Origin of the sequence: Alteromonas sp. KUL42, assembly GCF_006538325.1 — a bacterium.
GTDB lineage: Bacteria > Pseudomonadota > Gammaproteobacteria > Enterobacterales > Alteromonadaceae > Alteromonas.
The window spans coordinates 1-26,943 of sequence record NZ_BJKK01000009.1 but is presented as its reverse complement, the minus strand read 5'-3'; the positions used below and the strand labels follow the sequence as shown (position 1 = coordinate 26,943).

The 26,943-nt window shown below is 42.0% G+C and carries 21 protein-coding genes and 2 pseudogenes; 18 read left to right on the top strand and 5 right to left on the bottom strand.

Features of this window, described 5'->3' with window-relative positions; genetic code table 11:
• Window positions 1-60 precede the first annotated feature (60 nt).
• The 17 genes and pseudogenes from EYR97_RS13110 to EYR97_RS13035 all read left to right on the top strand — a co-directional run bounded on the left by EYR97_RS13110 (window position 61) and on the right by EYR97_RS13035 (window position 18,683).
• A complete protein-coding gene (locus EYR97_RS13110; protein WP_131094863.1) occupies window positions 61-1,026 on the top strand; it encodes a sugar kinase in 966 nt (321 codons plus the stop codon).
• Window positions 1,027-1,028: 2 nt separating this feature from the next.
• Entirely contained in the window at window positions 1,029-2,024 is a 996-nt protein-coding gene (locus EYR97_RS13105) for a TRAP transporter substrate-binding protein (RefSeq protein ID WP_131094862.1), read from the top strand.
• A complete protein-coding gene (locus EYR97_RS13100; protein WP_131094861.1) occupies window positions 2,021-2,524 on the top strand; it encodes a TRAP transporter small permease in 504 nt (167 codons plus the stop codon). The genes EYR97_RS13105 and EYR97_RS13100 overlap by 4 nt, the downstream gene beginning before the upstream one ends.
• A pseudogene (locus EYR97_RS13095) lies at window positions 2,521-3,814 on the top strand (TRAP transporter large permease). Before EYR97_RS13100 ends, EYR97_RS13095 begins: the two are co-directional and overlap by 4 nt.
• A 25-nt stretch (window positions 3,815-3,839) precedes the next feature.
• Entirely contained in the window at window positions 3,840-4,613 is a 774-nt protein-coding gene (locus EYR97_RS13090) for a glucose 1-dehydrogenase (RefSeq protein ID WP_131094860.1), read from the top strand.
• A gap of 44 nt (window positions 4,614-4,657) precedes the next feature.
• Entirely contained in the window at window positions 4,658-4,864 is a 207-nt protein-coding gene (locus tag EYR97_RS22395) for a hypothetical protein (protein ID WP_242635066.1), read from the top strand.
• Window positions 4,860-5,489 (top strand): 5-dehydro-4-deoxy-D-glucuronate isomerase, encoded by a 630-nt coding sequence (gene kduI, locus EYR97_RS13085; protein WP_307722617.1) that lies wholly within the window; start codon window positions 4,860-4,862, stop codon window positions 5,487-5,489. Before EYR97_RS22395 ends, kduI begins: the two co-directional genes overlap by 5 nt.
• A gap of 131 nt (window positions 5,490-5,620) precedes the next feature.
• Window positions 5,621-6,418 (top strand): DeoR/GlpR family DNA-binding transcription regulator, encoded by a 798-nt coding sequence (locus EYR97_RS13080; protein ID WP_131094859.1) that lies wholly within the window; start codon window positions 5,621-5,623, stop codon window positions 6,416-6,418.
• 357 nt (window positions 6,419-6,775) lie between these two features.
• The gene (locus tag EYR97_RS13075) at window positions 6,776-8,164 is read left to right on the top strand and encodes an FGGY-family carbohydrate kinase (RefSeq protein ID WP_131094858.1); all 1,389 of its coding nucleotides are present in this window, start codon (window positions 6,776-6,778) and stop codon (window positions 8,162-8,164) included.
• Between the two features lie 165 nt (window positions 8,165-8,329).
• The gene (locus tag EYR97_RS13070; protein ID WP_131094857.1) at window positions 8,330-10,522 is read left to right on the top strand and encodes a bifunctional rhamnulose-1-phosphate aldolase/short-chain dehydrogenase; all 2,193 of its coding nucleotides are present in this window, start codon (window positions 8,330-8,332) and stop codon (window positions 10,520-10,522) included.
• Window positions 10,523-10,531: 9 nt separating this feature from the next.
• Entirely contained in the window at window positions 10,532-11,782 is a 1,251-nt protein-coding gene (locus tag EYR97_RS13065) for a TIM barrel protein (RefSeq protein WP_131094856.1), read from the top strand.
• Window positions 11,783-11,947: 165 nt separating this feature from the next.
• Window positions 11,948-13,093 (top strand): alpha-hydroxy acid oxidase, encoded by a 1,146-nt coding sequence (locus EYR97_RS13060; protein WP_131094855.1) that lies wholly within the window; start codon window positions 11,948-11,950, stop codon window positions 13,091-13,093.
• A gap of 106 nt (window positions 13,094-13,199) precedes the next feature.
• Window positions 13,200-13,997, top strand: a complete 798-nt coding sequence (locus EYR97_RS13055) for a hypothetical protein (RefSeq protein WP_131094854.1) — start codon at window positions 13,200-13,202, stop codon at window positions 13,995-13,997.
• A gap of 147 nt (window positions 13,998-14,144) precedes the next feature.
• Complete coding sequence (locus tag EYR97_RS13050; protein WP_131094853.1) at window positions 14,145-14,414, top strand: RNA polymerase sigma factor; 270 nt, start codon at window positions 14,145-14,147, stop codon at window positions 14,412-14,414.
• Entirely contained in the window at window positions 14,309-14,671 is a 363-nt protein-coding gene (locus EYR97_RS22615; protein ID WP_307722616.1) for a sigma factor-like helix-turn-helix DNA-binding protein, read from the top strand. The genes EYR97_RS13050 and EYR97_RS22615 overlap by 106 nt, the downstream gene beginning before the upstream one ends.
• 52 nt (window positions 14,672-14,723) lie before the next feature.
• A complete protein-coding gene (locus EYR97_RS13040) occupies window positions 14,724-15,743 on the top strand; it encodes a FecR domain-containing protein (protein WP_131094851.1) in 1,020 nt (339 codons plus the stop codon).
• Window positions 15,744-15,794: 51 nt separating this feature from the next.
• Complete coding sequence (locus tag EYR97_RS13035) at window positions 15,795-18,683, top strand: TonB-dependent receptor (RefSeq protein WP_165478077.1); 2,889 nt, start codon at window positions 15,795-15,797, stop codon at window positions 18,681-18,683.
• 44 nt (window positions 18,684-18,727) lie between these two features.
• On the opposite strand, the gene EYR97_RS13030 is transcribed toward EYR97_RS13035, so the two are convergent.
• Both EYR97_RS13030 and EYR97_RS13025 read right to left on the bottom strand, forming a co-directional pair.
• A complete protein-coding gene (locus tag EYR97_RS13030) occupies window positions 18,728-21,472 on the bottom strand; it encodes a TonB-dependent receptor (protein ID WP_131094849.1) in 2,745 nt (914 codons plus the stop codon).
• Window positions 21,473-21,483: 11 nt separating this feature from the next.
• A complete protein-coding gene (locus tag EYR97_RS13025; RefSeq protein WP_131094848.1) occupies window positions 21,484-22,551 on the bottom strand; it encodes a Ca2+-dependent phosphoinositide-specific phospholipase C in 1,068 nt (355 codons plus the stop codon).
• 196 nt (window positions 22,552-22,747) lie between these two features.
• Here EYR97_RS13025 and EYR97_RS13020 point away from each other — a divergent pair, with 196 nt between their 5' ends.
• The gene (locus tag EYR97_RS13020; protein WP_131094847.1) at window positions 22,748-24,550 is read left to right on the top strand and encodes a metallophosphoesterase; all 1,803 of its coding nucleotides are present in this window, start codon (window positions 22,748-22,750) and stop codon (window positions 24,548-24,550) included.
• Window positions 24,551-24,596: 46 nt separating this feature from the next.
• Here the strand turns inward: EYR97_RS13020 and EYR97_RS13015 are convergent, their stop codons facing one another.
• The 3 genes and pseudogenes from EYR97_RS13015 to EYR97_RS13005 form a co-directional block, all read right to left on the bottom strand.
• On the bottom strand, window positions 24,597-24,890 hold the full coding sequence (locus EYR97_RS13015) for a hypothetical protein (protein WP_131094846.1): 294 nt from the start codon (window positions 24,888-24,890) through the stop codon (window positions 24,597-24,599).
• A 326-nt stretch (window positions 24,891-25,216) separates the two neighbouring features.
• Window positions 25,217-26,422, bottom strand: coding sequence for a right-handed parallel beta-helix repeat-containing protein (locus EYR97_RS13010; RefSeq protein ID WP_131094845.1), 1,206 nt, complete (start codon window positions 26,420-26,422; stop codon window positions 25,217-25,219).
• A gap of 91 nt (window positions 26,423-26,513) precedes the next feature.
• A pseudogene (locus EYR97_RS13005) lies at window positions 26,514-26,920 on the bottom strand (glycoside hydrolase family 88 protein).
• Between the last annotated feature and the right edge of the window lie 23 nt (window positions 26,921-26,943).

Here is a 26,943-nt window from a genome sequence, read left to right as displayed (position 1 = left end):
AGTGTTGATGATTGTTAGATGTTCATATACAATCATTTTACATTTATTTGATGACTCTTGATGAGTGTTAAAGCCTATGAGTTTTATTACACAGAGTTTAAGGGATGGAGAGAAAGAGAAGTGAAGGTAGCTATTATTGGCGAATGTATGATTGAGTTGTCTAACAGTGATAGTGAGCTTTATAAACTCAATTATGGCGGAGATACACTTAATACTGCTATTTATCTTTCTCGCTGTGGGGGAGACGTCGAGTATGTAACGGCACTGGGCGATGACTCGTTTAGCAGTAAAATGCTTTCGCTTTGGCAAGAGGAAGGAGTCGGCGTTAAGCATGTGAAAACATTGGAAAACAATGTGCCGGGTTTGTATTTGATTGAAAATGAGCCCAATGGCGAACGTCATTTCCACTATTGGCGCTCTAACTCCCCAGCAAAATACCTATTAGATAAATTTCCAGAAACGTTAGACGAGATTAAAGATTACGACGCTATCTTCTTAAGCGGTATCACGCTTTCAATCTATTCTGAATCAACACGAAAAGCGCTTTATGATTTTCTCAGTGAATTTCGTATGCGTGGCGGCAAGGTTATTTTTGACAATAATTATCGAGAAAGGAACTGGCTGTCGCTGAGTGAAGCATCAAAAGCGTTTAACCAAATAATGAATCTTACAGATTTGGCCCTTCTGAGTATGGAAGATGAGGTAAGCCTACATGGAGAGCACTCAATGGAATATTGTATTGAGCGCTGGCTAAAATGTGGTGTTTCTGAAGTCATTGTCAAAAACGGCGCTAGCGGCATTCTTGCGGCTAATAAAGATGGGAAGTTCGAGTTTGACGTTCCTAACGTTGTAGATCCTGTCGATACTACAGCAGCTGGTGACTCTTTTAACGGTGCATTTTTAGCGGCCAAGGCGAAGGGAGAAAGTCTAGAAAAATGTATCCGTGATGGTCAGTTTTGCGCAGCACAAGTGATCATGCATAAAGGAGCGATAGTTCCTAAAAGCATTTCACTCAAAGGAGCGTAAATATGGCAATAAAGCAATTTCTTAAAATTTTTTTATTGATTCCGCTAGCAGTATTGCAAGGGTGCGGCACTGATACCGAAGACGAAACTTATATTATTCGCCTAGGGCATCAGTTAGATATAAATCATCCTGTACACAAAGGTCTTGTATTTCTAAAAGAGGAATTAGAGCGAAGATCTAACGGTTCGATGTCTATCGTTATTTATCCTTCATCACAAGTAGGTGACGAAAGGGAGGTTCTAGAACTCATTCAAATAGGGAGTATGGGAATGACGAAGGTTTCTGCGAGTGCGCTAGAAAGCTTTGTGCCTGAGATGAAAGTGTTTAGCCTTCCTTATCTTTTCAATAACCAAGAGCATTATTGGAAAACGCTAAACGGCAATGTTGGTAAAGAGTTACTTGCCGCAGGTCAACCATATCGCTTCAAAGGACTAGGCTATTTTGACGCCGGTTCTAGAAGCTTCTACACGACGAAGAAGCAAGTGGTTACGCCCGATGATCTACAAGGGCAAAAAATAAGAGTCATGAATAGCCAAACTGCTGTTTCTATGGTCAATACGATGGGCGGTGCGGCCACACCAGTAAGTTGGGGGGAACTTTATACATCGCTCCAGCAGGGGGTGGTGGACGGTGCTGAAAATAACCTCCCGAGTTTTTACTATTCAAAGCACTATGAAGTTAGTCAGTACCTTATTTTAGATGAACACACCTCAATACCTGACGTGATCATCATCGGTACCCATGTCTGGGAACAGCTAAATACTGAACAACAGAAGTGGTTGGAAGAATCTATGTTGGCTGCTACTGACTTTCAACGAGAGCTGTGGGCCGAATCAACACTAGAATCCTTAGAAGTAGTAAAAAAAGCCGGTGTGGAAGTTATTGAGGCCGACAAAAGTGTATTTCAAGAGAGTGTACTCCCCGTCTACGAATCTTTAAAAGGTAGCGATTTGGAAGCGCTTGTTAAGCAGATAAAGTCGTTAGGAGTAGAACAATGAAGACACTCTCAGGAATCATTCCTACGCTAAATAAAGCGTTGCGAGTATTATTAGCAACAATGATGGCTCTGCTAGTACTAAATGTAACTTGGCAGGTGATAACGCGTTTCGTTTTACCTCACCCAAGCTCCTTCACGGAAGAGCTTGCCCGCTTTTTCTTGATATGGATTAGCTTGCTGGGCAGTGCTTATGCTTTTCATACCCATAGCCATTTGGGGTTCGATTACTTAACTAAAAAGATGCAGAGTAACGCTGCGGTTACAACGGCAAAGTTAGGATATGTACTAGTAATATTGTTCGCTGTAGGCGTTCTGGTTATAGGTGGGGTCAATCTTACTTACATCACCTTTCTGCTAAAACAAGAATCCCCCGTACTTGGTATTCCTATGGGATATGTTTATCTGGTAGTTCCAATTAGTGGGTGTCTGTTTATCTTGTACGGTGTATGGGGACTTTTAGAAGTAAAAGACCCTAGCAATCTAAGGGAGCACGCACTATGACTTCAGTAGTACTTTTCGGAGTGTTTTTCATCCTGCTTTTGATAAACGTACCTATCGCAGTGAGTATTATTGTAGCGACTTTAGCAACTATGCTCTTAACGATTGATACGCTTCCTGCATTAACCACATTAGCGCAAAGGCTAGCAGTAGGGGTTGATAGCTTTGCATTATTAGCGATTCCGTTTTTTTGTCTTATCTGGATATCTGATGGGGCAAGGTGGGATTGCTGTCAGACTGATTGAATTCGCCAAAGTGTTGGTCGGAAAGCTCCCTGGAGGCCTAGCCTTTGTAAATATTATCTCTTGTGCTCTTTTTGGCTCGATTTCGGGGTCAGCTGTTGCGGCAACATCTGCTGTCGGCGGTTTTATGGTCCCTGCAATGGAAAAAGAGGGCTACAGCAGGCCGTTTAGTACGGCAGTCACTGTCACCGCTGCAACAACAGGCATGCTAATTCCTCCCAGTAACATTCTTATCATCTATTCATTAGCTAGTGGCGGAGTATCAATAGCAGCCCTGTTTATAGCCGGATATTTACCAGGCCTTTTAGTTACGGCTTTTTTAATGATGGGGGCAGCATTTTATATCAAGCGAGCCGGAATTGCCGCGGATAGCAGTATAGAAGTAGGGAAGTTTTGGCCCAGTTTATTCGGCGCTATCCCTTGTTTGTTCTTAATTGTGCTAATCATTGGTGGGATCATTGGAGGCCTATTTACGCCGACGGAGGCTGGGGCCATAGCAGTTTTATACTCCCTTGTGTTGGCCCTTGGTGTATATAAAGAGTTGTCAATAAAAGACCTTTACCCAATTTTATTAAAAACCGTAGGTACAACAGCGATTGTTATGTTTCTAATTGGTGCCTCGGCCTCAATGTCTTGGCTGATGTCCTATGAGGAGATACCGCAAGCTATCAGCAACTCGCTACTATCGGTGTCTGAAAATACCATCATTATACTTCTTATAATGAACCTTATATTGCTTGCTGTAGGCACATTCATGGATGTCACCCCAGCAGTACTGATATTTACCCCCATATTTTTACCCATTGCGGAAATGCTGAATATATCGCCTCTGCACTTTGGAATTATGATGATTTTAAATTTATCTATTGGCCTGTGCACACCTCCTGTAGGAAGTGTTTTATTCGTGGGATGCAGTATAGGAAAAGTATCTATTAGTGAGATTATGAAACCTATTCTTCCGTTATACGTTGCGATGATTTTTGCACTAGCGCTTACCATTATTTTCCCAGAAATCAGCGAGTTTTTACCTAAGCTTCTGGGTCTCATTTAATTACAATAAAGTTAGGAGACATGACGTGTCTGATTATTTAAGTAGACAATTTGGCCTACATGGAAAAGTTGCAGTCGTTACTGGTGCGAGCAGAGGGCTAGGGCAGGGCATTGCTTTGGCGCTAGGTGAAGCGGGTGCGACAGTAATCGCGATTGGTTCTTCGACAAAGAGCGTAGAATCTACCATTGACTTGCTGGTTAAGAAAGATATTGAGTGTGCTGGCTATGGGTGCGATCAATCAGACACCTCCCAAATTATCGATACCGTAAATAAGATTATTGAAAATCATGGTCGAATTGACGTTTTAGTTAATAACGCTGGGACAATTAAGCGTTCACCTGCGCACGAGTTTTCTGATGAAGATTGGAATGAAGTAATAAATGTTAACTTAAATGGCGTATTCACATTTTGTCGAGAAGCTGGCAAGCAGATGCTTAAGCAAGGCAGCGGGAAGATAATTAATATCGCATCGTTACTGAGTTTCTCTGGTGGAATAACAGTACCTGCTTATGCAGCAAGCAAAGGCGGCGTAGCTCAGTTGACTAAAGCGCTTGCTAATGAGTGGGCTAACAAAAACATTCAAGTTAATGCAATTGCCCCTGGCTATTTTGAAACAGACAATACTTTTAATATCCGTCAAGACAAAGAGAGATTTGAAAGTATTAGTAGCCGAATTCCTGCGGATAAATGGGGGCAACCAGATGACCTGGCAGGTGCAGCTATTTTCCTTTCTTCAAAGGCCTCATCATATGTTAACGGGCATGTATTGCTTGTTGACGGTGGCTGGATGGCTCGCTAAAGCGAGCCTGTTCAAATTTTCACCTCACGATAAAAAGGTATCGCATGAATTTTCTTTTCTCTACAAATAAACGCAGCTACCCCAGCATGACTAATGAAGAGCTTAGAGAGGCTTTCTTAACTGAACCTCTTTTCGTTCCTGGTCAGCTTTCACTTACGTACACAGATGTTGATCGGGCTGTTATTGGTGGCGCGATGCCGACAGGCTCACCTATTGAGTTACCTACACATAAAGAATTAGCGGCCGATTAGTTTTTGTGAAAGGCGAGAACTTGGCATCATTAACATCGGTGGTAAAGGCGCTGTTAAAGTTGATGGCAATGATTACACGATGGCGCAAAAAGATAGCTTGTACGTGTCGAGAGGAAGTAAAGAAGTTACTTTGTCATCGGATGACCCAAATGAGCCTGCAAAATTTTATATGGTTTCATACCCAGCACACCGTGTAACTAAAACAGTTCACGTGCCTAAAGTCGATGCAAAACACATCGAGCTTGGTTCTCAGGAAACATCGAATGAAAGAACGATTTTCCAATCAATCCGCCCTGGAATCGTGGATAGCTGTCAATTAGTGATGGGTATTACAGAGTTAAAAACAGGCAGCGTATGGAATACTAAGCCGCCTCATACGCATTTTCGTAGAACTGAAATATATATGTACTTCGACCTTGACCAAAACGAACGAGTATTTCACATGCTTGGTGAGCCTAAAGAAGTCAAAACTTTGCCATTAGCCCCTGAAGTTGCTATTGCCTCTCCTAGTTGGTCTATTCACAGTGGGGTCGGTACGACTAACTATAGTTTTATCTGGGCGATGGGTGGTGAGAATCAAGAGTTTGACGACATGGACCACATCGAAATCTCTTCGTTAAGCTAGATAATCTACTGAAAATAGCTATCAAGTATGTAAATTATATCAAAATCAATCATGAAATGAGTTTTTTGATTGATTTTGGTTACTTGGGTCCCTATATTAATATCTATAACGCTAAATAGGACAGAAAAGTAATGCTTGAAAAGCAGCGACAGCAGTTAATTCTAGAGATATTGGAAGAGTCAACATTTGCAAGTGTACCTGAGTTGTGTAGTCAACTTGGAGCATCAGAAGCAACTATCAGACGAGACTTAAAGAAACTATCTGCGCAGAAAAAGATTAAAAAAATTCGCGGCGGCGCACAAGTAATAGATAGTGGCTCCACTTCAAACTTCTATCTTTCTGGAAACGCTTTTCTAATCGATAAAGAGAAAAACGCAGACATAAAACGCGCTATCGCTAAAACCGCATGCGAACTTTGCAATGACGGTGAATCGATCATTATAAATGGCGGTAGTTCGACATTTATGATGGCAGAATTTTTAAGAGATAAGCGACTCAATGTACTCACCAACTCGTTTGTTCTTGCCCAAGACTTAGTGGAAAACAGCCAAAATCAGGTGACGTTACCTGGCGGCGAGGTTTACCGAAAACAAAGTATAATATTGAGCTCGTTTGAAAATGATACGACTCAGAACTACCGTGGGACTATGATGTTCATGGGCACGCCAGGAATTAGCAAGTATGGCGTAATGGAATCTGACCCTCTCTTAATCTTGGCGGAAAAGAAATTGCGTAAGCAAGCTGACAAGTTAGTTGTATTAGCTGACAGCAGTAAAATTGGTTTACAGAGCAATCTGGTTTTCTGCGATTTAGATGCGGTTGACATAGTGATTACGGATAATCGCGCGGACAAAGCACAGCTTGATGAGATCAAAAGCTACGGTATTGAAGTAATCGTCGTTGATGTGGAAACCCTCGCTGCTGCGTAACTATCATTTTTAATCCCTGAACTAATAGTTTGGTAAGCGGGCGTTAGTTTCCGTCACCACTTATGTAAAACGCTACTTATTAGAGGTTTCCTACAACTTGAAACCTCTATTCACTAGCCCGTTCAATAAGTCCCCCCTTAATTCTAATATCTTTTGATGGGATGCACTCAACTATCGTCAATCAATAGTTATTAATCAAAAGCTTTCAATTGCAATCACGATTTGGTATACATAGCGTTAACAATTAGGGATACCGAATAACTACTTAAAAGTTTGAATGAATACGCCATAGCTTTTGTTGGTGTTGCTATTTAGTCGGTATCTCCGTCATCTCAGAAAACTGGAGTTAGCGTTAGAGTGAAAGCTGTTTTAGATATTGGTAAAACTCATATAAAACTATTGTTTGTGTCAAATCATGAGCAGGTAGCGAGTTTCAGTTGCAAAAACGCCCCTATAGCGGGCCAATACCCTCAAGCAGATGTCGACAACATATGGGACTGGATTGTCGAGACGCTAAAGTCATGCACCCACACTAAAAATGTCGAAGGGTTCGTTGTGACTACCCATGGGGCAACTGCTGCGCTTATTGATAGCAATGTTACAGATAAATCAAGAGCGCTCACGCTTCCCATCTTAGATTATGAATATCAAGGTATCGATGAATGCGCTGAGCTATACAAGGCAGAACGCCCAGTTTTCAAAGAAACTTACTCGCCTTATCTTCCAGCAGGTTTAAACCTAGCCAAGCAATTATATTGGTTACAAAGGAAGTATCCAGAGCCGTTTTCGAATGCGGATACAATTTTATTGTATCCGCAGTATTGGGCATGGAGGCTAGGTGCTGAGCTAAGCTCTGAAGTAACGTCATTGGGTTGTCACACAGACTTATGGAAGCCTATAGAGGGTGAATACTCTTCTCTTGCAAATAAGAAAGGGTGGTCTAACTTGTTTCCTCCTTTGAAGAAAGCATGGGATTGCATCGGAAACGTGACCGATGATGTTTCTAAACAGACCGCTCTACCGACATCGTGCAAGATTTACTGTGGTATTCATGATAGTAATGCGAGCTTTTTACGATACCTGAATAGCGGCGAACAAGATGATGAGTTCACCGTCATATCTACTGGAACTTGGACTATCTTAATGCAGTCTGGTGGGGCTGTAAGCTCTCTTCACAATAAAACAGATACGCTTGCCAATGTTGACATTAATGGTAACCCAGTTTCCTGTGCAAGATTCATGGGAGGGAGAGAGTACGAAAGAATATGTTCAACTTTGGGCGGTAATATAAAGATGAATCCGACCGAGAGCGCAATTCAAGATGCTCTGAGTAATTTTTGGCTTGTTACTCCGGATTTTAGTGAAGGTAATGGGCCGTTTCCGGGTATTAAACCTCGCTTGCTATGTCCAGAAAAACCAAGCTCTCCGCAGGCTATTGCTACTCTTTACTGCGCACTAATGATCAATCAGCGTCTGAGTGATTTAAACGCTGAAGGGCCGATTTACATTGAAGGGGCTTTTTTAAAGAATCCTTTACTCTGTCGTCTTGTTGCTCAATTGAGACCAAACCAAACCGTATTCGCATCTTCAGACAATACCGGTACTGTACTAGGAGCGGCTGCACTTATTAAATACGGTGAACAAGCACACGAGCTTGACCTAGAAACCGTTGAGCCTTCTTATTTCTTTGGTCTGAATGCGTATGTAAAAGAATGGCATAGGTCAATCAAAGGCGCTCAAAACTAAAAGAATTAATCAATTTAGTACACACTTCATGACACTACCAATCAAATATCAATCATTTGTGATTGAAAATGATTGACAAGGATTGGAAGTGGCGTGTATTGTGGACGTATTAATCGATGTTCACATTTGTGATACATAACTAACTGTTAATTTTAGGACACTGTAATGGCTTTTAAACCCGATGATTACAAGCATGTAAAGTATCTTTGGAAGGATGAAGAAGCAGATAAGCTTTCTCCAGTAGAAAACCTAGTCTATCGTTCCAATAAGCTAGGAGAAGACCAAAGGATTACAAATACTGGCGGCGGCAATACATCTGCAAAGCTATTTGAGGAAGACCCGTTAACAGGTGAGCAAGTAGAAGTATTGTGGGTTAAAGGCTCTGGCGGTGATTTACGAACTTCGACAAAAGAAAACTTTTCTTCACTTTATGAAGACAAACTAAAAGCTTTAGATACCGTTTATCAGCAATATCCTGATAAAGGTTATAAGTCTGCGGGTGAAGATCGCATGGTTGGTATGTTCAAGCACTGCAACTTTTGCTTGAATCCGAGAGCGTCTTCAATCGATACGCCTTTGCACTCTATGATTGACGAAAAGCATGTCGATCACTTACACCCAAATGCAGTTATATCGGTTGCCTCTTGTAAAGACCAAGAAGCCCTTACGGAAGTGATTTGGGGTGGAAAACTGGCATACGTGCCATGGATGAGACCGGGATGGGAAGCCGCTAAAGTTTGTGAGGATAGCTACAAAGCGAATCCAGATATCTGGGGAATCTTGCTGGGACAACATGGTCACACAAACTGGTCTTCAGAGAGTAAAAGCTGTTATGAAACGTCACTGTGGGTTATTGAAACGGCTGCTCGTTATATTGAAGAGCATGATAAAGGCGAGCAAACATTTGGTGGTCAAAAGTATGCGCCGCTATCTGCTGAGGATTCGAAGAAGCTTCTCGTAGAGTTCATGCCAATTGCTCGAGGCAAGCTTTCGAATAAGGTTAAATATATCGGCACATTGCAAAACGATGAAGCAACACTACGTTTCGTAAATAGTGTAGATGCTTCTCGACTCGCTGATTTAGGCACATCTTGTCCCGACCACTTCCTTCGCACAAAGATTAAACCATTGTTTGTAGACTTTAATCCTGAAACAGACGATCTAGAAACATTGGTTGAAAAGTTTGAATACTCTCTTGAGAAATATAGAGAAGACTATACGGCCTATTACGAAGCATGTAAGCGAGAAGGTTCTCCAGCAATGAGGGATCCAAGTCCTACAGTTGTTCTTATTCCTGGCGTTGGAATGATTGCATGGGGCAAAAACAAAAGCGAATCGAGAGTTACTGCTGAATTTTATAACTGCGCAATCGAAGTTATGAGAGGCGCTGAGGCTATATCAGAGTATACGGCATTACCAGCACAAGAAGCATTTGATATTGAATATTGGGCTTTAGAAGAAGCCAAATTACAAAGAATGCCTAAAGAAGCCCCTTTAGCAAGAGATGTAGTTGTAGTAATTGGCGCAGGCGATGGTATCGGCAAAGCTACAGCTCACCGCGTAGCGAAAGAGGGCGCGCATGTTGTTTGTGCTGATTTGCGTTTAGAAAATGCTAAAGCCACAGCAGAAGAGCTTGAGGCTCTATATGGTAAAGGTATCGGAGTAGCTGGAACAGGTATTTCTTCTTGCGGGCCAGCGATTGCTTTAGAAGTGGATATCACAAAGCGCGATACTGTAGAAGAGTTGTTTGCTAACGTTACTCTTGCCTACGGAGGTATCGACAAAGTTATTGTTACCGCTGGTGTTTTCATTGCAGAAGGCGCAGATTTGGCGAAGAATGATCAAGTGTTTGAATTAAGCTTTAACGTAAACGTGAAAGGTGGTTATGTCGTTGCTTCTGAAGCCCAAAAAATTTGGGAAAAGCAGCAAATGAAAGGGAATATGGTTTTAACTACAAGTGTTAATGGAGCTGTATCGAAGAAAGGTTCACTTGCTTACGATACAAGTAAGTCTGCAGCAAACCACTTGGTACGAGAGCTTGCTGTAACACTAGCACCGCTTGTAAATGTTAACGCGCTGGCACCTGCGACTGTTGTGCAGGGTAGTAGCATGTTCCCACGTGACCGCGTTATATCTTCGCTAACAAAGTATGATATTCCGTTCCAAGAGTCAGACTCTACTGAGGAACTTCGTACACGCTTGGCTGAGTTCTATGCGCAGAGAACACTTACTAAGTCACCAATCACGCCTGAAGATCAAGCAGAGGCAGCTTACCTTCTTGTATCTGGTCAGCTTAATAAAACCACAGGCCAAATTATTAGTGTAGACGGCGGTTTGCACGAAGCCTTCCTACGCTAGGAGTATATTATGTTACGTAGAATAGATTCAGCTTTAATAAGCGAAAAAAACGAAGAGCTATATAGCAACCTTAAAACTGACTATGACGCACTTGCTGAGAAGCTAGCACGTGATGGTATTGATATCGAGAAATTCACCAAGGCTGCTGAAGACTTTCAAATTGCTGTTCCTTCGTGGGGGACTGGTACAGGCGGTACAAGGTTTGCCCGTTTTCCATTACAGGGTGAACCCCGCAACATTTTTGAGAAACTCGAAGACTGCGCGGTGATTAATGAGCTTTCTGGTTGTACCGATAGTGTGTCGCCGCACTTTCCGTGGGACAAGGTAGATGACTTCAGCGAATTGAAACAAGCGTCTGATGAATACGGAATTAAGTGGGTTTCCGTTAACTCAAATACTTTTCAAGATCAGAAGGGCCAAACGGCATCTTACAAATACGGTAGCTTGAGCAATACGCAAGAAGCATCTCGCGAGTTGGCCATTCAGCACAATCTAGACTGTATCGAGTACGGTAAAGCGCTAGATGCAAAGAGCCTTACCGTTTGGGTAGGTGATGGTTCAAACCACCCAGGTCAGCAGCATTTCCAACATGCGTTTGAACGTTACTTGTCTAGCATGGAGAAAATCTATGCAGGGCTTCCAGATGACTGGGAAATGCATATTGAACACAAAATGTTCGAACCTGCATTTTACTCAACAGTAATTCAAGACTGGGGCTCGAATATTCTTGCTGCTATGCACTTAGGTCCGAAGTGTAAATCACTTGTTGACCTAGGCCACCATGCACCGAATACAAACATTGAGATGATTGTCTCGCGTCTAATTCAGTTTAAGAAGCTTGGCGGTTTCCATTTCAACGATAGTAAGTATGGCGATGACGATCTAGACAGTGGTTCACTACACCCATATCAACAGTTCCTTATTTTCAATGAATTAGTTGATGCTGAATATCGTCAACAGGCAGAGTTCAATCCATCTTATATGTTGGACCAATCACATAACGTTACTGATCCTATCGAAAGCTTGATTATTTCTGCTATCGAAGTGCAGCGTTCATACATCAAGGCGCTGCTAGTAGACAGAGAAACGCTGTATGGTTATCAAGAAGACAATGATGCGATGATGGCCTCATTAGAGCTTAAGAAAGCATTTAACGTTGATGTTACGCCAATCTTGGCCATGGCGCGCTATCGTCAGTCTGCGGCGATTAATCCTATCGGTGCTTATCGCTCTGTCGATTACAGAGAAAAAACTGGATAAAGAGCGTCCGCGCGACCCTAATGCCACTGGCTCAGGTATCGTGTAAGTAACGATTTGGTAGCCGCTTTCTACCTGTACTCTACAAAAAAGCGATTGAAGAAGAATAAAGAAGAATAAGAATAATATAAGTAGCTATTGTCAAACTATCGGAATAAGAAAACGCAAATGTTATTGAGTAACTGTCATAACTATCATGATTTTAGAAAGTTAGCGCAAAAAAGGTTGCCTGGTCCTATATTCAATTATATCGACGGGGGAGCTGACGACGAGGTAACTATGCGTCGCAACTCTGAATCCTTTCAGAGTTGCGATCTTATTCCAAACGTTCTGACCGGTGTAAAAGACATTGATTTAAGTGTTGAGGTGATGGGACAGAAGCTTGCGCTTCCAGTCTATTTATCCCCTACGGCACTGCAGCGCCTGTTTCATCACCAAGGTGAGCGCGCGACCGCAGGAGCAGCGGAAAAATTTGGAACGATGTTTGGTGTTTCTTCCCTTGGTACAGTGAGTATGGAAGAAATCGCTAAAAAATATGATACGCCCCAGGTTTATCAGTTCTATTTTCATAAAGATCGTGGCCTGAACAGGGCTATGATGGAAAGAGCTAAAGAATCTAATATCGAAGTTATGATGCTAACAGTCGATTCTATCACTGGTGGTAACAGAGAGCGCGATTTGCGAACAGGTTTTGCTATTCCGTTTCGACTCAACCTCAAAGGCTTATGGCAATTTGCAACACGACCGATGTGGGGGATCAACTATGTTACCCACGAGAAATTCTCTCTTCCTCAGTTGGATGCACACATCAACATGGGAGGCGGTGCTAGCTCAATAGGTGACTATTTCACTAATATGTTAGACCCTTCGATGAATTGGAAAGATGTTGAAGAGATGGTCAAGTTCTGGGATGGTCAGTTTTGCTTGAAGGGAATAATGAGTGTTGAAGATGCAAAGCGCGCTGTGGATATAGGTTGTACAGGAATAGTTATTTCTAATCACGGTGGTCGTCAGCTAGACGGGTCAAGAAGTTCATTTGATCACCTAGCTGAAATTGTTGACGCAGTCGGCGACGAAATAGATGTCATATTTGATAGTGGCGCTCAGCGAGGCACGCACGTTTTAAAAGCATTAGCACTTGGAGCAAAGGCTGTTGGCTTAGGACGTTATTATCTATTTGCTTTAGCCGCTGCAGGCCAAAAAGGTGTAGAGAGAGCGATGCAATTAATGGTTGCAGAAATAGAGCGCGACATGCGGTTAATGGGCTGTTCAAAGATTAGTGACCTTAACCGCGATCATATTCGATTTAGATAGATTCTATATTCACATACTATTTTCGTCCCCATCTCGATAAACAATTAGTCTTCATAGTTGTAGTTAAAATTAACTACGAACTTAATTTAACCTAATTGGATTAACTATGAAGACTATCGCTGCATTAATTATAGCTAGCTTATCTTTTTCATCTTTAGCTAATACTTCAGAATCACAGGATTTTAGGCCCGTTTTTAAACTACGAAACGACTTACAGTGCTGGCCAACAGAACCCGCTCAAGGGCTTAACTCTGGTAATTGCAATAGCAAATCGTCATTTCAGGTGTCACCTCCTTCCGTTTATGAGGAAAGCTACTCAGAATTAGTGTACGGCAATAGTCATTCACTTATCACTTACTGGGCTTACTATGGTAATCAAAATGGTTGTACTACTTTTGACAGTGGTCACGCAGATGATTGGGAGCCAGTAACAGTGCACACTGTAAATGGCTCAATAAAGCACGTTACTTACTGGCAGCACAATGGTAGATACACGAAACCTGTCTCAGAGATCGAAACCGATGGTAGTCACCCAGTAGTTTATGTCGGAAAGTATTCTCACGGCAATTATCACGATCAGCGCAGTAGGGCATCTTTTGACAGTTGGGCATTTGGAACTGGGAACTACTGCTATTATTGGAAAGATCCCAGAGGGCCTGGTCAAACATGGGCTCCGGGAGTTCAAGCACTTTCAAGTGTTGGACAAAACAGTGTTTTCCCTGGTTCTACAAATCCAATTAATAGGAACCTTAGGCCACATGAAAGAACGGTATGTAGATCTGACGGTGGAAGGGTTTTAGCAGGAATAGTCGACGGGACAGAAAATACTTGTGATAGAAACCCTTCGTATCTAAAAGATGAAAACATGTTGCTTAAAGATTTGTTTTATCTAGATATTTATTAATTCTCAGTGAGGTGATTTTTTCACCTCATTTCATTTACTATTTAAGTCGTAAAGTTAGATTTTAAATGGGGTTAGGGGTTTCTGAAATCATAGTGTCACACAAAAGTTATACGATAATTCAATGGAATTTCAGTAAATTAACGAATAATGAAACCAGCGGCAGATTTACATTGGGATGAATTAGAAAATAGCGACGTAAAAGATTTGCTCGCTTCGCTAAAGGCATTTATTCGAAGTTTAACGGTCGATAAAAGCCAAGCTGACGATATCTTTCAAGAGACAGTGTTAAGGACGAAGAAAAGCAAGCATCTATCGGAATTAGACTCTCCACTCGCCTATATGATCACGGTGTCGAAAACAGTTTTATACGATTTTCAGAAAAAAATGTTCCGCAGTACGTCGATATTGAAGAAGTAAGTATTCAATCTGACGACTATTCGCCAAGTAATACTTATCTTAATCAACAGAAACTGGCGCTGGTAGACAGTATACTTTTGAACATGTCACCTCTCAGAAGAGAAATTTTTCTGCTTCGAAGAGTAGACGGCTTGGCGCGGGATGTCATCGCTAGAAGGTTAGATGTAAGTGTTGAGGTGGTCAAAAAGCACTTAACAAGAGCGATGGTAGAAATCACGGTGAAACTTGAAGAAGCTGGATGGCTAGAGGACAACTAAAGATGAAATTCTACCTCTCGGTTTTACTGTACAGGGTAAATGGCGCAATAAGATGACATCAATAGTTTTAGAGGAAGCAGCAGACTGGTTTGATCGTATTGATGAACTCAACGAACAAGAGCAGCGTGATTTCGCAAACTGGCTTGCTGTAGAAGAAAACAAGGCTGCTTTTCGCAAGATAGCTACCGCAATGGGGCAGCCCGAGCTTGCTGCACGGTCAATCGCTTTATCGACAAAAATCACAACGAATATAACGCCACTAACACAAAATGGTCTAACTGAAAATGAAAATGCAGAGGGTAAGGTGGCGCGCAGTCGCATAGCTAATTATTGGTCAATTGCTTCGGCGGCCTGTATTGCATGTGTTGTCGTGTTTTTTACCTCGGGTAATGTCGATTTAACGGCGAACTCTGAGGAACAACTGTCTGCCCTTACTGCTTATGAAACCAGTACTTTTACTGTTATTTCAACTTCTACAACAGAAGAAAAGTCCAACGTATTAAATGATGGCTCAATTGTTTATCAAGGTGGTGATAGTCAAATAAGCGTAGCGTTTAGTGCTGACAAGAGAGAGGTTAAACTCACTAAAGGACAGGCGTATTTTGACGTGACGCATGCGCCACAAAGACCGTTTATTGTCGATTTAGATGAAGCAACAATCACTGTTGTAGGGACCGCTTTCGACATTGATAGGCTAGAAGGTCAGACTATCGTAAAAGTTTACGACGGTACGGTAAGAGTTAGCGCCGACCGCGAAATTCTCTTAAATAGAGGTCAAGAAATTAAGCTCGAAAACGGTGTTATTACATCAAACTCGGCATTTACGCCACAGCAGCTCCCAAGTTGGAGGATGGGGTGGTTAAGTCTTGAAGACACACCTATAAACGAGGTGATAGCAAGATTAAACCGTTATTCGTCGCGACACCTCAAATACATTGGCGACCCAGATGTAATTATCTCAGGGCGGTTTAGTTTACGCGATATTAGTGAATCTCTAAATTTATTGTCTTCAATGCAAGAGTTCTCGGTTGAACGAACGAGCTCAGATTACATAGTGAGACAAATAAAGTAGTCGCTCACTATGCTTAAACACGTTTCGTGTAAATGTAGAGTAGTATTTTTTTTGTCACTATTTGTCTGTGATATCGGTTCTTTTACTTATGCATCTGCCGTTGACCGTGAAAGACTAGAAAGTATTACGCTGACTTCCACATCACTGAGCCAAAGCTTAGCGCTAATTGCAGAAAAGTTCGGTGTTGGTTATGTCGCATCGCCCTCCCTGATTAAAGAAGTAATTTCGCCCGCTATTTCTGGCAGGTTTACGCTCGAAACTGCACTACAAAAGGTGCTAGATGGAACTGGATTAACTTTTAGCATTACGAATAGTGGGGTAGTCATTCGAAGGGCTGAAAGTATAATCGACCAAAGCGTTATCGAAGAAATAAGCGTTAATGGAATTCGAGGCTCTCTAAACCTGTCTAGACAAGAAAAGCGCAACGATAAACAGGTCACAGATGTTATCGTCGCTCAAGATATTTCAAGGTACCCCGACAGAAATCTTGCAGAATCGATGCAACAAATTCCAGGAATGAGCATTACGAGGGAAGCAGGTGAGGGGCGTCAGGTGGTGCTTAGAGGTTTAGACCCCGACTTTACCTTGGTTACGATTAATGGAATGCCTGTACTTTCAAACAATGACTCTCCCATGGATAGCAGGACACAGAGAGATAGAGATCGTTCTTTTGACCTCAATTTGTTTACATCAGAACTTTTTAGCCAAATTAAAGTTTTTAAAAGCTACACTGCTGAGCAACCAAGCGGCGGCGTGGCTGGTATTGCAGCACTAACCACAGCAAAACCTTTCGATTCACCAGGCCTACAATGGAACGTTTCTCATCAAGTCGATACCAACCAATATGCTGCAGGTCTTTCAAACCGTTCTTCGTTTACTTTGTCTACAACCAATCAGCATTGGGGTATGTTGATTTCTGCAGCCTACGGACAAAGGTCGTATCAAGAGCAAGGTGCAAATACTTTCAGGTGGAGGAAACTTTCTCCTGAAGGGGCAAATGTCTCTGCTTTAGAGCCAGAACTAATTAAAGCTTGGCAGAATAAGGAAATTAGGGTTCCCAGAGGTAATCGTTATTCTGTGTGGAGAGGAGACATGGACCGCCTAGGTATCGGGGCGACTATAGAGTACCAAACGGACTCTAGTTACTTCACTATCGACTGGATCTACGGCCGACTCGATAGCCAAAGACAAGAGAATCATCTCTACCCACGGGGTTTTCAGTCTACGCCAATTATCGAGGGCAAAACTTTTTTAACTGATGCTGAGGTTAACTCAAGGAACGAACTCGTTTACGCGAACTATCGAAATGCTCGAGTCGGCACAGAAAGCCGCCATCAGGATGTATCAACGCAGTTTCAACAAACCGTGCTAAATTTTGAGCATAGGCTGTCGAATAATCTTTTATTTGGCGGTGTGCTAGGCGTGCAAAACGCTACTTATAGAATGCCTCAAAGTATTCGAGCTTACATGAGAGGAGAAAGCGATGTTTCTATCGACTACAGAGACGATTATTACTTCCCTAACATAAAATACAGCGCTGAATTGACACATCCGGATATGTGGCAAATGAACGAACTCGACTCTGAGCAGTTTATTTCTACGTCTGATTTTACTTACGTGAAAGGCCAAGTACAGGTCAATACAAGCCACCGAAGTAGCTGGGAGGTGGGTTTTGACTTCGTGCAGTTTGAAAATACGGCCAAATACACAGATATCCAAAACATCCTAAAAGAACGCTGGTTATCTACACGAGAGTCCGTACCTCATAGCGCAGCCTATGTTTTTGATAGTCATCAGCATTTGGATTGGTTAGCTCTTAGACCAGAGCAGGTATATTCTTTTTACAACAAACCGTCTTCGGTGGATTCACTATTACTGTCTTATACGCCAGATAGAGTTATTGACAACCTAATAAAAGAAAACCGAGCGTCTTTGTTTACTCAATACTCTGTGGAAGGAAGTGATTGGACATTCGATGCGGGACTCCGAGCAGAGCGCGATGCGTCTTCTATTTCGGTGTTTCAGCCTAGTTTTAAAAATCGCTATGACTTAAGCAACATTGCGTTTCTCCCTTCAATACAATTTAACTACCGAAAAGGTGAGCGAGTAGTTAAAGTTGGAATTAGCAGAACGTTAGGCCACCCAGAATTAGATACCTTGACTCAAAATATTCAACTTATCGAAGACGAAAATATATTCATTCTCCCCAATGATAGGCTTAAGCCTATAAGTGCTTACAATCTCGATCTAAGCTTCGAAACCTATCCGGGAGAAACCGATAGATATTCGGTTAATGTATTTGGTAAATGGATAAAAAACAGTTTAGCTTCCATGAGTCAACGCTTGCTCTTGAGTGACGTAGCTAGCGATTATCCTGAATTATTCTCCAGTGATTTTGAAAGTGTCTACATAGATGTTGTAACGCCGACGAACCAAGGTACTTATTTTTTATATGGTGTAGAAGGAAGTGCGCAATTAGAGTGGTCACTGGGTGACTATATGTCGCGCCTTAACGTATTTCACTTTGGCATAGTAGCGAATGCCAGTTATACGTTTGGAAAAGTTCAGTACTACAACACTAATACTGGTGACCGCCTGGATAAAAAGACTGCGCCTTATCTTTCTCCGCTATTGGCTAACCTTACCGCCTATCTTGAGGGATACGCTTTGAGCTTAAGGCTCTCAGCCACCTATCGCGATGAGTATATTGCAAGAGTAGATGGAGGAACCTTAGTTGATGAAAATGAGACAGGATTTTTATCAACGCTATACATGGACGCGGTAATAGCTTATCAAATATCAGACAGTATAGAGCTAAGGGTTGAAGCAACTAATCTCACTGATGAGCGAGAAATTCAGTACTCCGATTCTTCTTATCGACCATACAATACTACAGTAAGTGGTCGTAATTACTCTCTTGCCATTACTTATCGCTATTAAAAGCTCGAAGGGCTTATTTTAATAGGCCCTTCGAGCACATCCATTTACATTGAGTAAGTTAGACCTATGTAAAAGGTTCTTCCGCTTACCGTTGTGTTGTACAAACGGTCATCCGAATCGCTGTATTGCTCTTCGCGCTCATCAGAAAGATTGATACCTTCTAGTGTTACCTTGAGGTTATCATTTACATTATAAAATGCAGAGAAATCCCAGTAAGTGGTACCGTGAAAGCCGGCCTCATCTTGATCGCTGCTCGACGTTTCAACCTGCGTTAAGTAGTCATCACGATAGGCTGCCGAAACGCGCACTCCCCAATTATCGGTCTCGTAATACATCGTTGCATTGTAGATATTCTCAGACAATCCATAAAAGGGGCGGTAAACCTCAACGCTTTCACCGTCGACTAAAATGTTGTGTAAAGATTCGCCATCAGAATATGTATAGTTAACAATAGCGCCAAGATTATCGAACGGTGCTGGCAGAAAATCGAAATCACGCTGGAACGCTATTTCCCAGCCTGAAAAGTCGCTTTCTGCTAGATTTTGAGGCTGTGAAAATGTGTACAGTGTATCTGGTGTTTGCGCATTTCCATTTTCGTCTACCATGCCTTCGATTAACGAAAGCGGATACCCTGTATCACCATAGGCTATTGGAGAAACATTAGTGGCGATAAAATTATCTATTTCTTTTTGGAAGTAAGTGATAGAGGCATAACCGACTTCATCAAAGTAGTACTCAACAGCTGCCTCCATATTGATTGTTTCAAAAGGCTGAAGGCCAGGATTACCCGCATTGATACTCAAACCACTTGAACCAAATAATGGGTCAGTATTTACCGTACCTGATACAGATAAGCTTCCCAATGTAGGTCGCGTTACGTTTTTCCCTGCGCTCGCTCTTAGCACAAGGCTCTCAGTGGCATACCATGCAACATTTAGCGTGGGCAACAGTCCATCATAGTCCCTCTCTACAGTGACGTATTCACTACCATTCACTATGCCACTAGATTGAATATCGGTATCAAAATATCGTATACCAAAACTAGCTCTCAGCTCAGAATCAGGCAGTAGAAAGTCATATTCATATGTCGCGTATAGCGCCATGGTCTCTTCTATGACTTCATTAGGCGCATCGCTATATTCTATGTCGCGGTCAACATTGAATTCGTTTAGCACAGCCCCAACGTCCGTACTTAGCCAATCTTGTTTTTTGTGAATTGAGTTTATATAAACAAATTCAGGGTTAATCACATCGCTTACTTCGCCGCTTTGCCATTCACTTCTTAGTGCATTGCCGACTTGTTCTCTGTTGTTGCTGTGTTCGAACTTCTTAAAGGAGCCACCAAATTTCAAAGACGCGTTATCAGACAGCAAGTAATCCGCATCAAGCTTAGCGATATCAAAGCTATTTTCTACTTCATCCTCCTGAAGGTCTATCTCGTGATAACGGTACTCATTGATATCTGTTGGATCAAATCCGTTGATGTAGGTATTGCTACCATAAAAGCGGTCTTCTCTGTAGTCTATGGTCATATCCGCGAAAGATTCTAAGTAGACTTTTGCACTATTACTTTCGTACTCACTTTCCATATGCCCGAGTAAGCCTGAAACCGTAAATGCATCCGTTACACGCCACTGTGCGTTCAACACCAACTGTGAAATGTCTGTTGTTGCTTCTTGGTCGCGACTTTCTGAGTGCAGAGCGGTATTTTCCCACGACGAATATATAACTTCGTTGTTTTGGTTATATTCTATTTCAGTCAAGGCAGAGCAAAAATTGCGTGCCCCTTGATAGTCTGCACCTGTGCAGCCAAGTGCGGTAGAACTAGAACCTCTACTTTGTAAATGAAACTCTCCGCGATCGTTATCAAGTGTGCCGTATAATGCATCAAGACCAAGTGAAAATGCATCAGACGGTCTGTATTGGAGCGCTAATGTAGCGCCAACCCTAGTTTGTTCACTATTAAATTGGGAGTATCTACTACCTCTTGAGAAACGCAGGTTGCCGCTATTTACAGCATCTTGATCTGCTGGTGATAGTGAAGATATGTCTGAGCCTTGGGCGTTGCGAGGTCGCCAACGATAGGTGTTATAACCTTGTTCAGCCGTATCACGCTTACTAAGTGCTAGTGAGACAAGAGCACCGAAATCACCCCACGTGTTTGAAACTAAGGCTGCGACTCTCGGGCCTATATCGTCGGTTAAGGAATTATCGCCTGCTTGCGCACTGACTACACTTTTGAACCCATCATAATCAAATGGCTTTGCGGTATAGAGTTTAACGGTGCCGCCTATGCCGCCTTCATCCATTTCTGCAGAATAGCTCTTCTGAACGTCAATTTGGTTAAATAGCTCGGATGCAAAAATGTTAAAATCGAAAGAGCGAGATAGGTTAGTTGTACCTCTACTGTCCATTGCAGATGAAGATGTACCCAGTGCTTCCATGCCGTTTAATTGCACTTGAGTAAAATCTGCGTTTAGACCTCGCAGAGATATCTGCCTACCTTCACCAGCTTCACGAGTTATGGTTACGCCCGGTATTCTCTGAATAGATTCCGCTAGATTGAGGCTCGGGAAGTCAGCGATATCTTCAGCAAGAATTGAATCTTGTGAACCTAGGGCGTCCTTTTTTAAATCTTTAGCTTTTATCAGCGAGCCACGAAAACCACTCACTACAATTTGTTCTATCATTTCATCTTCAGTCTGCTGTGCTTGAGCAGTAAATTGCGTCATGCAGGTGGCTGATAGCACAGCTGTAGCCAAGAGTGTTTTTTTAAAATTAATATTCATGGGTTTACCTTTTATTTGATTAAATTTTGATGTGTAACAGCGTTAAATCTTTTCAAGCAGTTATTCTCGAAAGAAACTGAATAACTGCGATTAGTGGATTGCGGAGACTGGTTATAGAAGTCGCTAGAGATGAACTGAGCCCCACTGGCAAAAGCAGCATCTCTTTGCTCTCGCAAACTTTCTGTCGTAGCCGATAAATCAGCATCTGCGCGGGTTCTCACTAGGAAACCATCTTTGACTAGCATTTGAATTTCTTGCTGATGTTTAACTGGATCATTTCGAATGAATATTGCGGCAGCGTCGGAGTTTTTCGGAACAGAGATAAACATGCTTCTATTTTGAAGCGTTGAACTCTGTTGGAGATATATCTCTTTTTGAGCTTCATTAGCATCGAATAAAAATAAGAATTTACCGCGAAGTGCATCAATACTTGGCCAGCCATTCTTTGTTATTGCTGCTCTTAACGTGTTGTAACGATCTCGAACGAGATCTGGCGTAACTAACTTGCTTCCAAATAAACGCGCAATTTCGTTATCTAAGTGTTCATAATCTGAAATAGAAAAAATGGCGGGCGCCGCCTTATTAACAAACGTTGGCTGAGACTCTTTTGCATTTAAAAGAACGGTAATGGGGAAATGATTAGGGTTCGCTTCTGACCACTCTAAAAGTTGTTTCGCGCAAAGCTGCAAGGTCGAACAATGCGTCATTACATCGACGTGTGGAATATGTAGAACCTTGAACCCAGGTTCTGCCAAAATTTGACGTTCGCTCTTTGTAAACCAATTGCTATTGGAAAGCGTTTCTATTTCTGGTGTGTTGTATTGATGCCCATGCGGATCGTTAACTACATCAATTTCAATTTGACGAATTCCCAAATTTAACTGTTCTTGAAGAGAAGGATGACTATAAGAAATCTTCTTTAAAAGGTCAGGTGATGTACCTGCTAAGAACTGCTCTGCCTCTGGTGGTAGCGACTTTTTGTAGCTATTGTGCGAACCAATAATTTGATACTGGTCTAGTGATTTCGCGCAAGATATAGCGCTAAGAACCAGAGTTAAAGAAAGTAAGAAATAACGCATAGGTACACATTCAAAGACTATTTTGAAGGGTAGAGCGGAGTTGTTTGAAAAAGGGGACAGGAAATTTTTGCGAAGAGATAAACTTCACAAAAGTGTCATACAACAAAACGCTTGAAATAGATTTTGTGAACCACTGTCCCCACTGAGTGCGAAGCGCAGTTATTACTATTAGTGACTTGCTGAACAGGACTGCGTTGTGGGTAAAAATGAAAAGAGAACGAAAGAGATACTAGTTTTTAACGTTAGCGCGTTCAATGTAATGTCTAGCGGGTTGCTAGTTATTTGTTATTTTTTTGCACTTATCTCTACTAATGCCTTAGCCCAAAGTGAAATTACGCAGGTAAAAATAGCCTTCATAGCAGATATCCATCTTCACGCACCTGAAGCCGCTGCAGCAAAGCTTCCCAAAAATGCATTGCCAAAAGACCCTGTAAGTCATGCTCCAATATTACTGAGAAGCATGCGGGCTCAATTAGGTTCTACTCGACTGTTTAATGAAAATATTATGGTGTTTAAAGAAGCGCTTGATGATGTGGTAGAGAGAAATATCAAGTTAGTAGCGTTACCGGGAGATTTTACAGACGACGGTCAGCCAGTAAATATCCTTGCATTAAAGGAAATACTAAACGAATACCGACATAAGTACGGACTACGTTTTTTCGCTATCAACGGAAACCACGACCCAGTCAGGCCTTTCACGCAACCAGGTGGTAAGCGCGACTTTATAAATCGTGAAGGTGCAGAAATCAGTGTTATGAGCCCATCACATCAAGATTGTATGTCTGGGAAAAGTGATTTTTGCTCAGAACTACTGAAAGAGTGGGGGTATAAAGAGATTGCACAATCACTATCTGAATATGGTTTCTTACCTTCGTCTGCAGACAAGTTGTTCGAAACGCCATTTAATACAGTGGATTTAGATGAGCGCCACTGGCAATGGTGCGATACAGAAAAATTTTGTGTGGACATGCCTGATATGAGCTATTTGGTAGAGCCAGTGGAAGGCCTTTGGCTTTTGGCGATAGATGCCAATGTTTACAGGCCGAAAGGTAGCTTGAAGGACAAACAGTTTTATGGTTCGAGCAATGCTGGCTACAATGCGCTAGTAAAGTACAAGCCGAAACTGTTGGATTGGATTAAAGATGTTGTTGTGCGCGCTAAAAAGCAGAACAAAAAATTAGTCAGTTTTAGCCATTTTCCCATGGCTGAATTCTCAGACCAACAAACACATAGCATTGCTGAACTACTTGGCGAAAATTCACTGCAAATGTCACGTCAACCAAGTGAAGATACTACAGCTGTGCTAGCGGCAACAGGTTTGAAACTACACCTTGGCGGACACATGCATCTATTTGATGTAAGCCAATCTTCAAAGCACGGTTTAACAAACGTTCAGGTGCCATCTTTGGCTGCTTACCAGCCAGGCTATTCAATTGTGACGATTAATACAGAGGGGTATTCACTAGTAGAGACAGTCATCGTTCGTGAGGTTAAAAATTTCTCAAAATGGTTTTCGACTTACGAAAAGGAGTGGCGCTTTCTCCATAGAAGTCGGCAAGCCACTTGGGACACCAGTATTTTGTCGTCAAAAAATTATTTGGATTTCACCGACCAGCATTTACAGCAAGTAGTGAACGGTAGATATTTAGATGAGTGGCCTTCAGATTTGGTAGAGCAGCTCTCGTCAAATACGGTAAAAGAGATCGTTGACCTTTGCCATTGCGCTTCAAGTTTCAAGAGTATAGAGAGTAGTAGTGGGCTTAATGCGACAAACCTCGTTATAGATTTCTATAGAGCAAGAAATGCAGGAAGTTTTGCCCGTTTAGCTTTACCCCGTAACTTCTATGACCAACTTTCGCTTTGCTTAAAAAGCCAAGCTCCACAAAACACATCACAAATTTTAGACGACAGTGACGCTCTAAAAAAAGCATTGGTCTTAATAACTAATACGGTCTTGGCGTCGCGTGAGGACAAGGCTGCCGTTAGTCTTGTGTTATGACTAATTTAGCTAAGCAAAGCTAAAATACTGCGTGTAAGTTGAAGAGCTAGTTTTCTAATACAAGCGATTTAAATCGGTGGCTGCCAGGGTAAAGAGTGAATGCTCGTCCTGTTTCAACCAACCGACCCTGCTGGTAAAGTTTTTCTACGGTAGCTTGATAATGTGGCATAAATTTGCTTAAAGGAGAGCTATCAGAATTGCCCATTCCGGCATAATATCCAACATGGAATGACCCATCGTCCAATGAGACTAACAGCGAAGGTGTAGGAGTGTTTGTCTTCTCCTCAGTCCAATTTTTTATAGTACCCATTACTTTTTCGAGAGATACATCATCTTTCATTTTCTTATCCTCATTTCAATGCTTATCTACAAGCAAAGTTCACCGTCTTTCCGAGTGAGAATTATCTCGCATTAAAAGTATAAAAAATAGACATCAAAATGATTTGTGCTTTCATACATTACGCTAGTGTTCGGTACTTAATTTGAGGGAGTCGTAACGCAATTCGATTTACTTTACTCAGTGTGTTGTGCGACTTAAAACAGGATATTGAAGTAGTTGGCTGATTAATCTGGGCGATCAAGCTTGTCTATGTAGGCGTTGAAGGAATGTACCGAAGGTCAGCAGTAAAAACACTGTGCCTTCGATACCTCAATAGAGCAAAACGGTTAGAGGTACTTGCTCCATTTGTCTAAGCTTGAAAATGTATTGTTAGTTTTATTGATATTTTTAGTATCTCGGCCTTCATAGCTGCGATGAACAATACCCCACGTAGTAGTGGAGCCTTCTCTCGGACTATTGGTAACGCCTCTAATTTTATTATTTTTTATAGTGTTTGTTCCTTGAACGCCATTTAGTGAGATGCCTTCAAAAGCGTCACCATAAGCATTGAAATTAGCCTTGCTGGTTGAAGTTTGGCCTGCCACCACATCTCCCAGTTTGTTTATTTCGTTGTCTTCAACTTTAATTCTATTCGTGGTTTCAAGGCTGATTGCGCGCATGGCGTTATAGATAGTGTTATCTATAATTTTCACGTTTGTAGCTTGCCAGCCTGGATAAACGCTTTTTGTACTGAGTCCAACTACGACATCTTTCAGCACATTGTCACGCATAACTATGTTGTCAGCGCCTCTTTTCGACGTAAAACCATCAAATGCTCGTTCCACATAATTGTCATGAATGGTAAAGTGGTCGCCAAACTGTCCGTTATCCCCGCCCGCAGATAAGTAAACTGCAGCGTCGCGAACCCCATAAAAATTGTTATACCTTATCGTCGCTTTAAGTGCGCCTGTCATTAAAATACCGCTGTCCCCACCCGCTTCATAGAAAGGGGCACTATTATCACGCGTGCCGTAAAAGTTAATGTATTCGATAACAAGTTCGTTTAGTTTGTGATAGTTAGTTGTATTTACGACACCTCGGATAGAAAGTGCATCAGCAGTTTTGTCTTTACCTTCTCTCCCCGCAGGAGTTAAGCGTGTGATAGGTACAACAGTAGATACTTTCGCGCGGGACATATCGAAATCACCGCCTTTCCATGTAAAATCAGCAAGTTGACCTTTGTTCCCACAAACGTTGTCATTATTCTTTGTGTCGAAGCTAAACAAGTCACCATCTAAATCAGCCTTTGCGATAAAACGAGCGCCCGTGGCATCTACTATTAAGTCTTTCCGCAATGTTACAGTTATACCTTTGAGAATGGTTTTCCCATCTGATGCATCTTTATCGCTACCAATATAGTAGGTACCAGTCAATCTTAGTGGTTTGCCAGTATTGGTAGCTTGTTGTAAGGCGTTTTGTAGCTTAGAAGTTTTGCCGTTTGGATTCGCTGGTTTACTGCTGCAGTCTGCTGCGAGGCCCTGACCTGCAAACATTAACGCGCCGCAAGCTGTTAAGAGTCGTACTGAACATTTTATATTGTTTTTCACATTGAGTTCCTGTTTTTACACCAAAGATAAATAGACACTATTGTTCATTTAAAAAGTCATACATAGCGCTTCCAGCCAGCAAAAAAGCGCCAACGCCAAATAGCTGTGAGTCATCTTTTGTTACTACATCAGGCTTTTCATTTACTCCCTGTACCCAGCCGAATTTACCATCAGGATGTACAGCCGCAGAGAGCACTTGCCATCCTTTTTTGACGTTAGGTAAATACGTTTTTTGTTTAATAAGCCGTTATTAATGCCCCAGATAACTCCATACGTGAAAAAGGCTGTGCCACTGGTTTCTGGCTCAGCATATTTTTCTCCTGCGAGCAATGACATAGGCCAAGCTCCATCTTGCTTTTGCAATTTTACGATAGCTAGTGTGAGCTCTTGGTAGAGCGACTCATAATAAGAACGGTATTGGTGATCGCGAGGGAGGTTTTCCAAAACATGTACAACGCCTGCATATA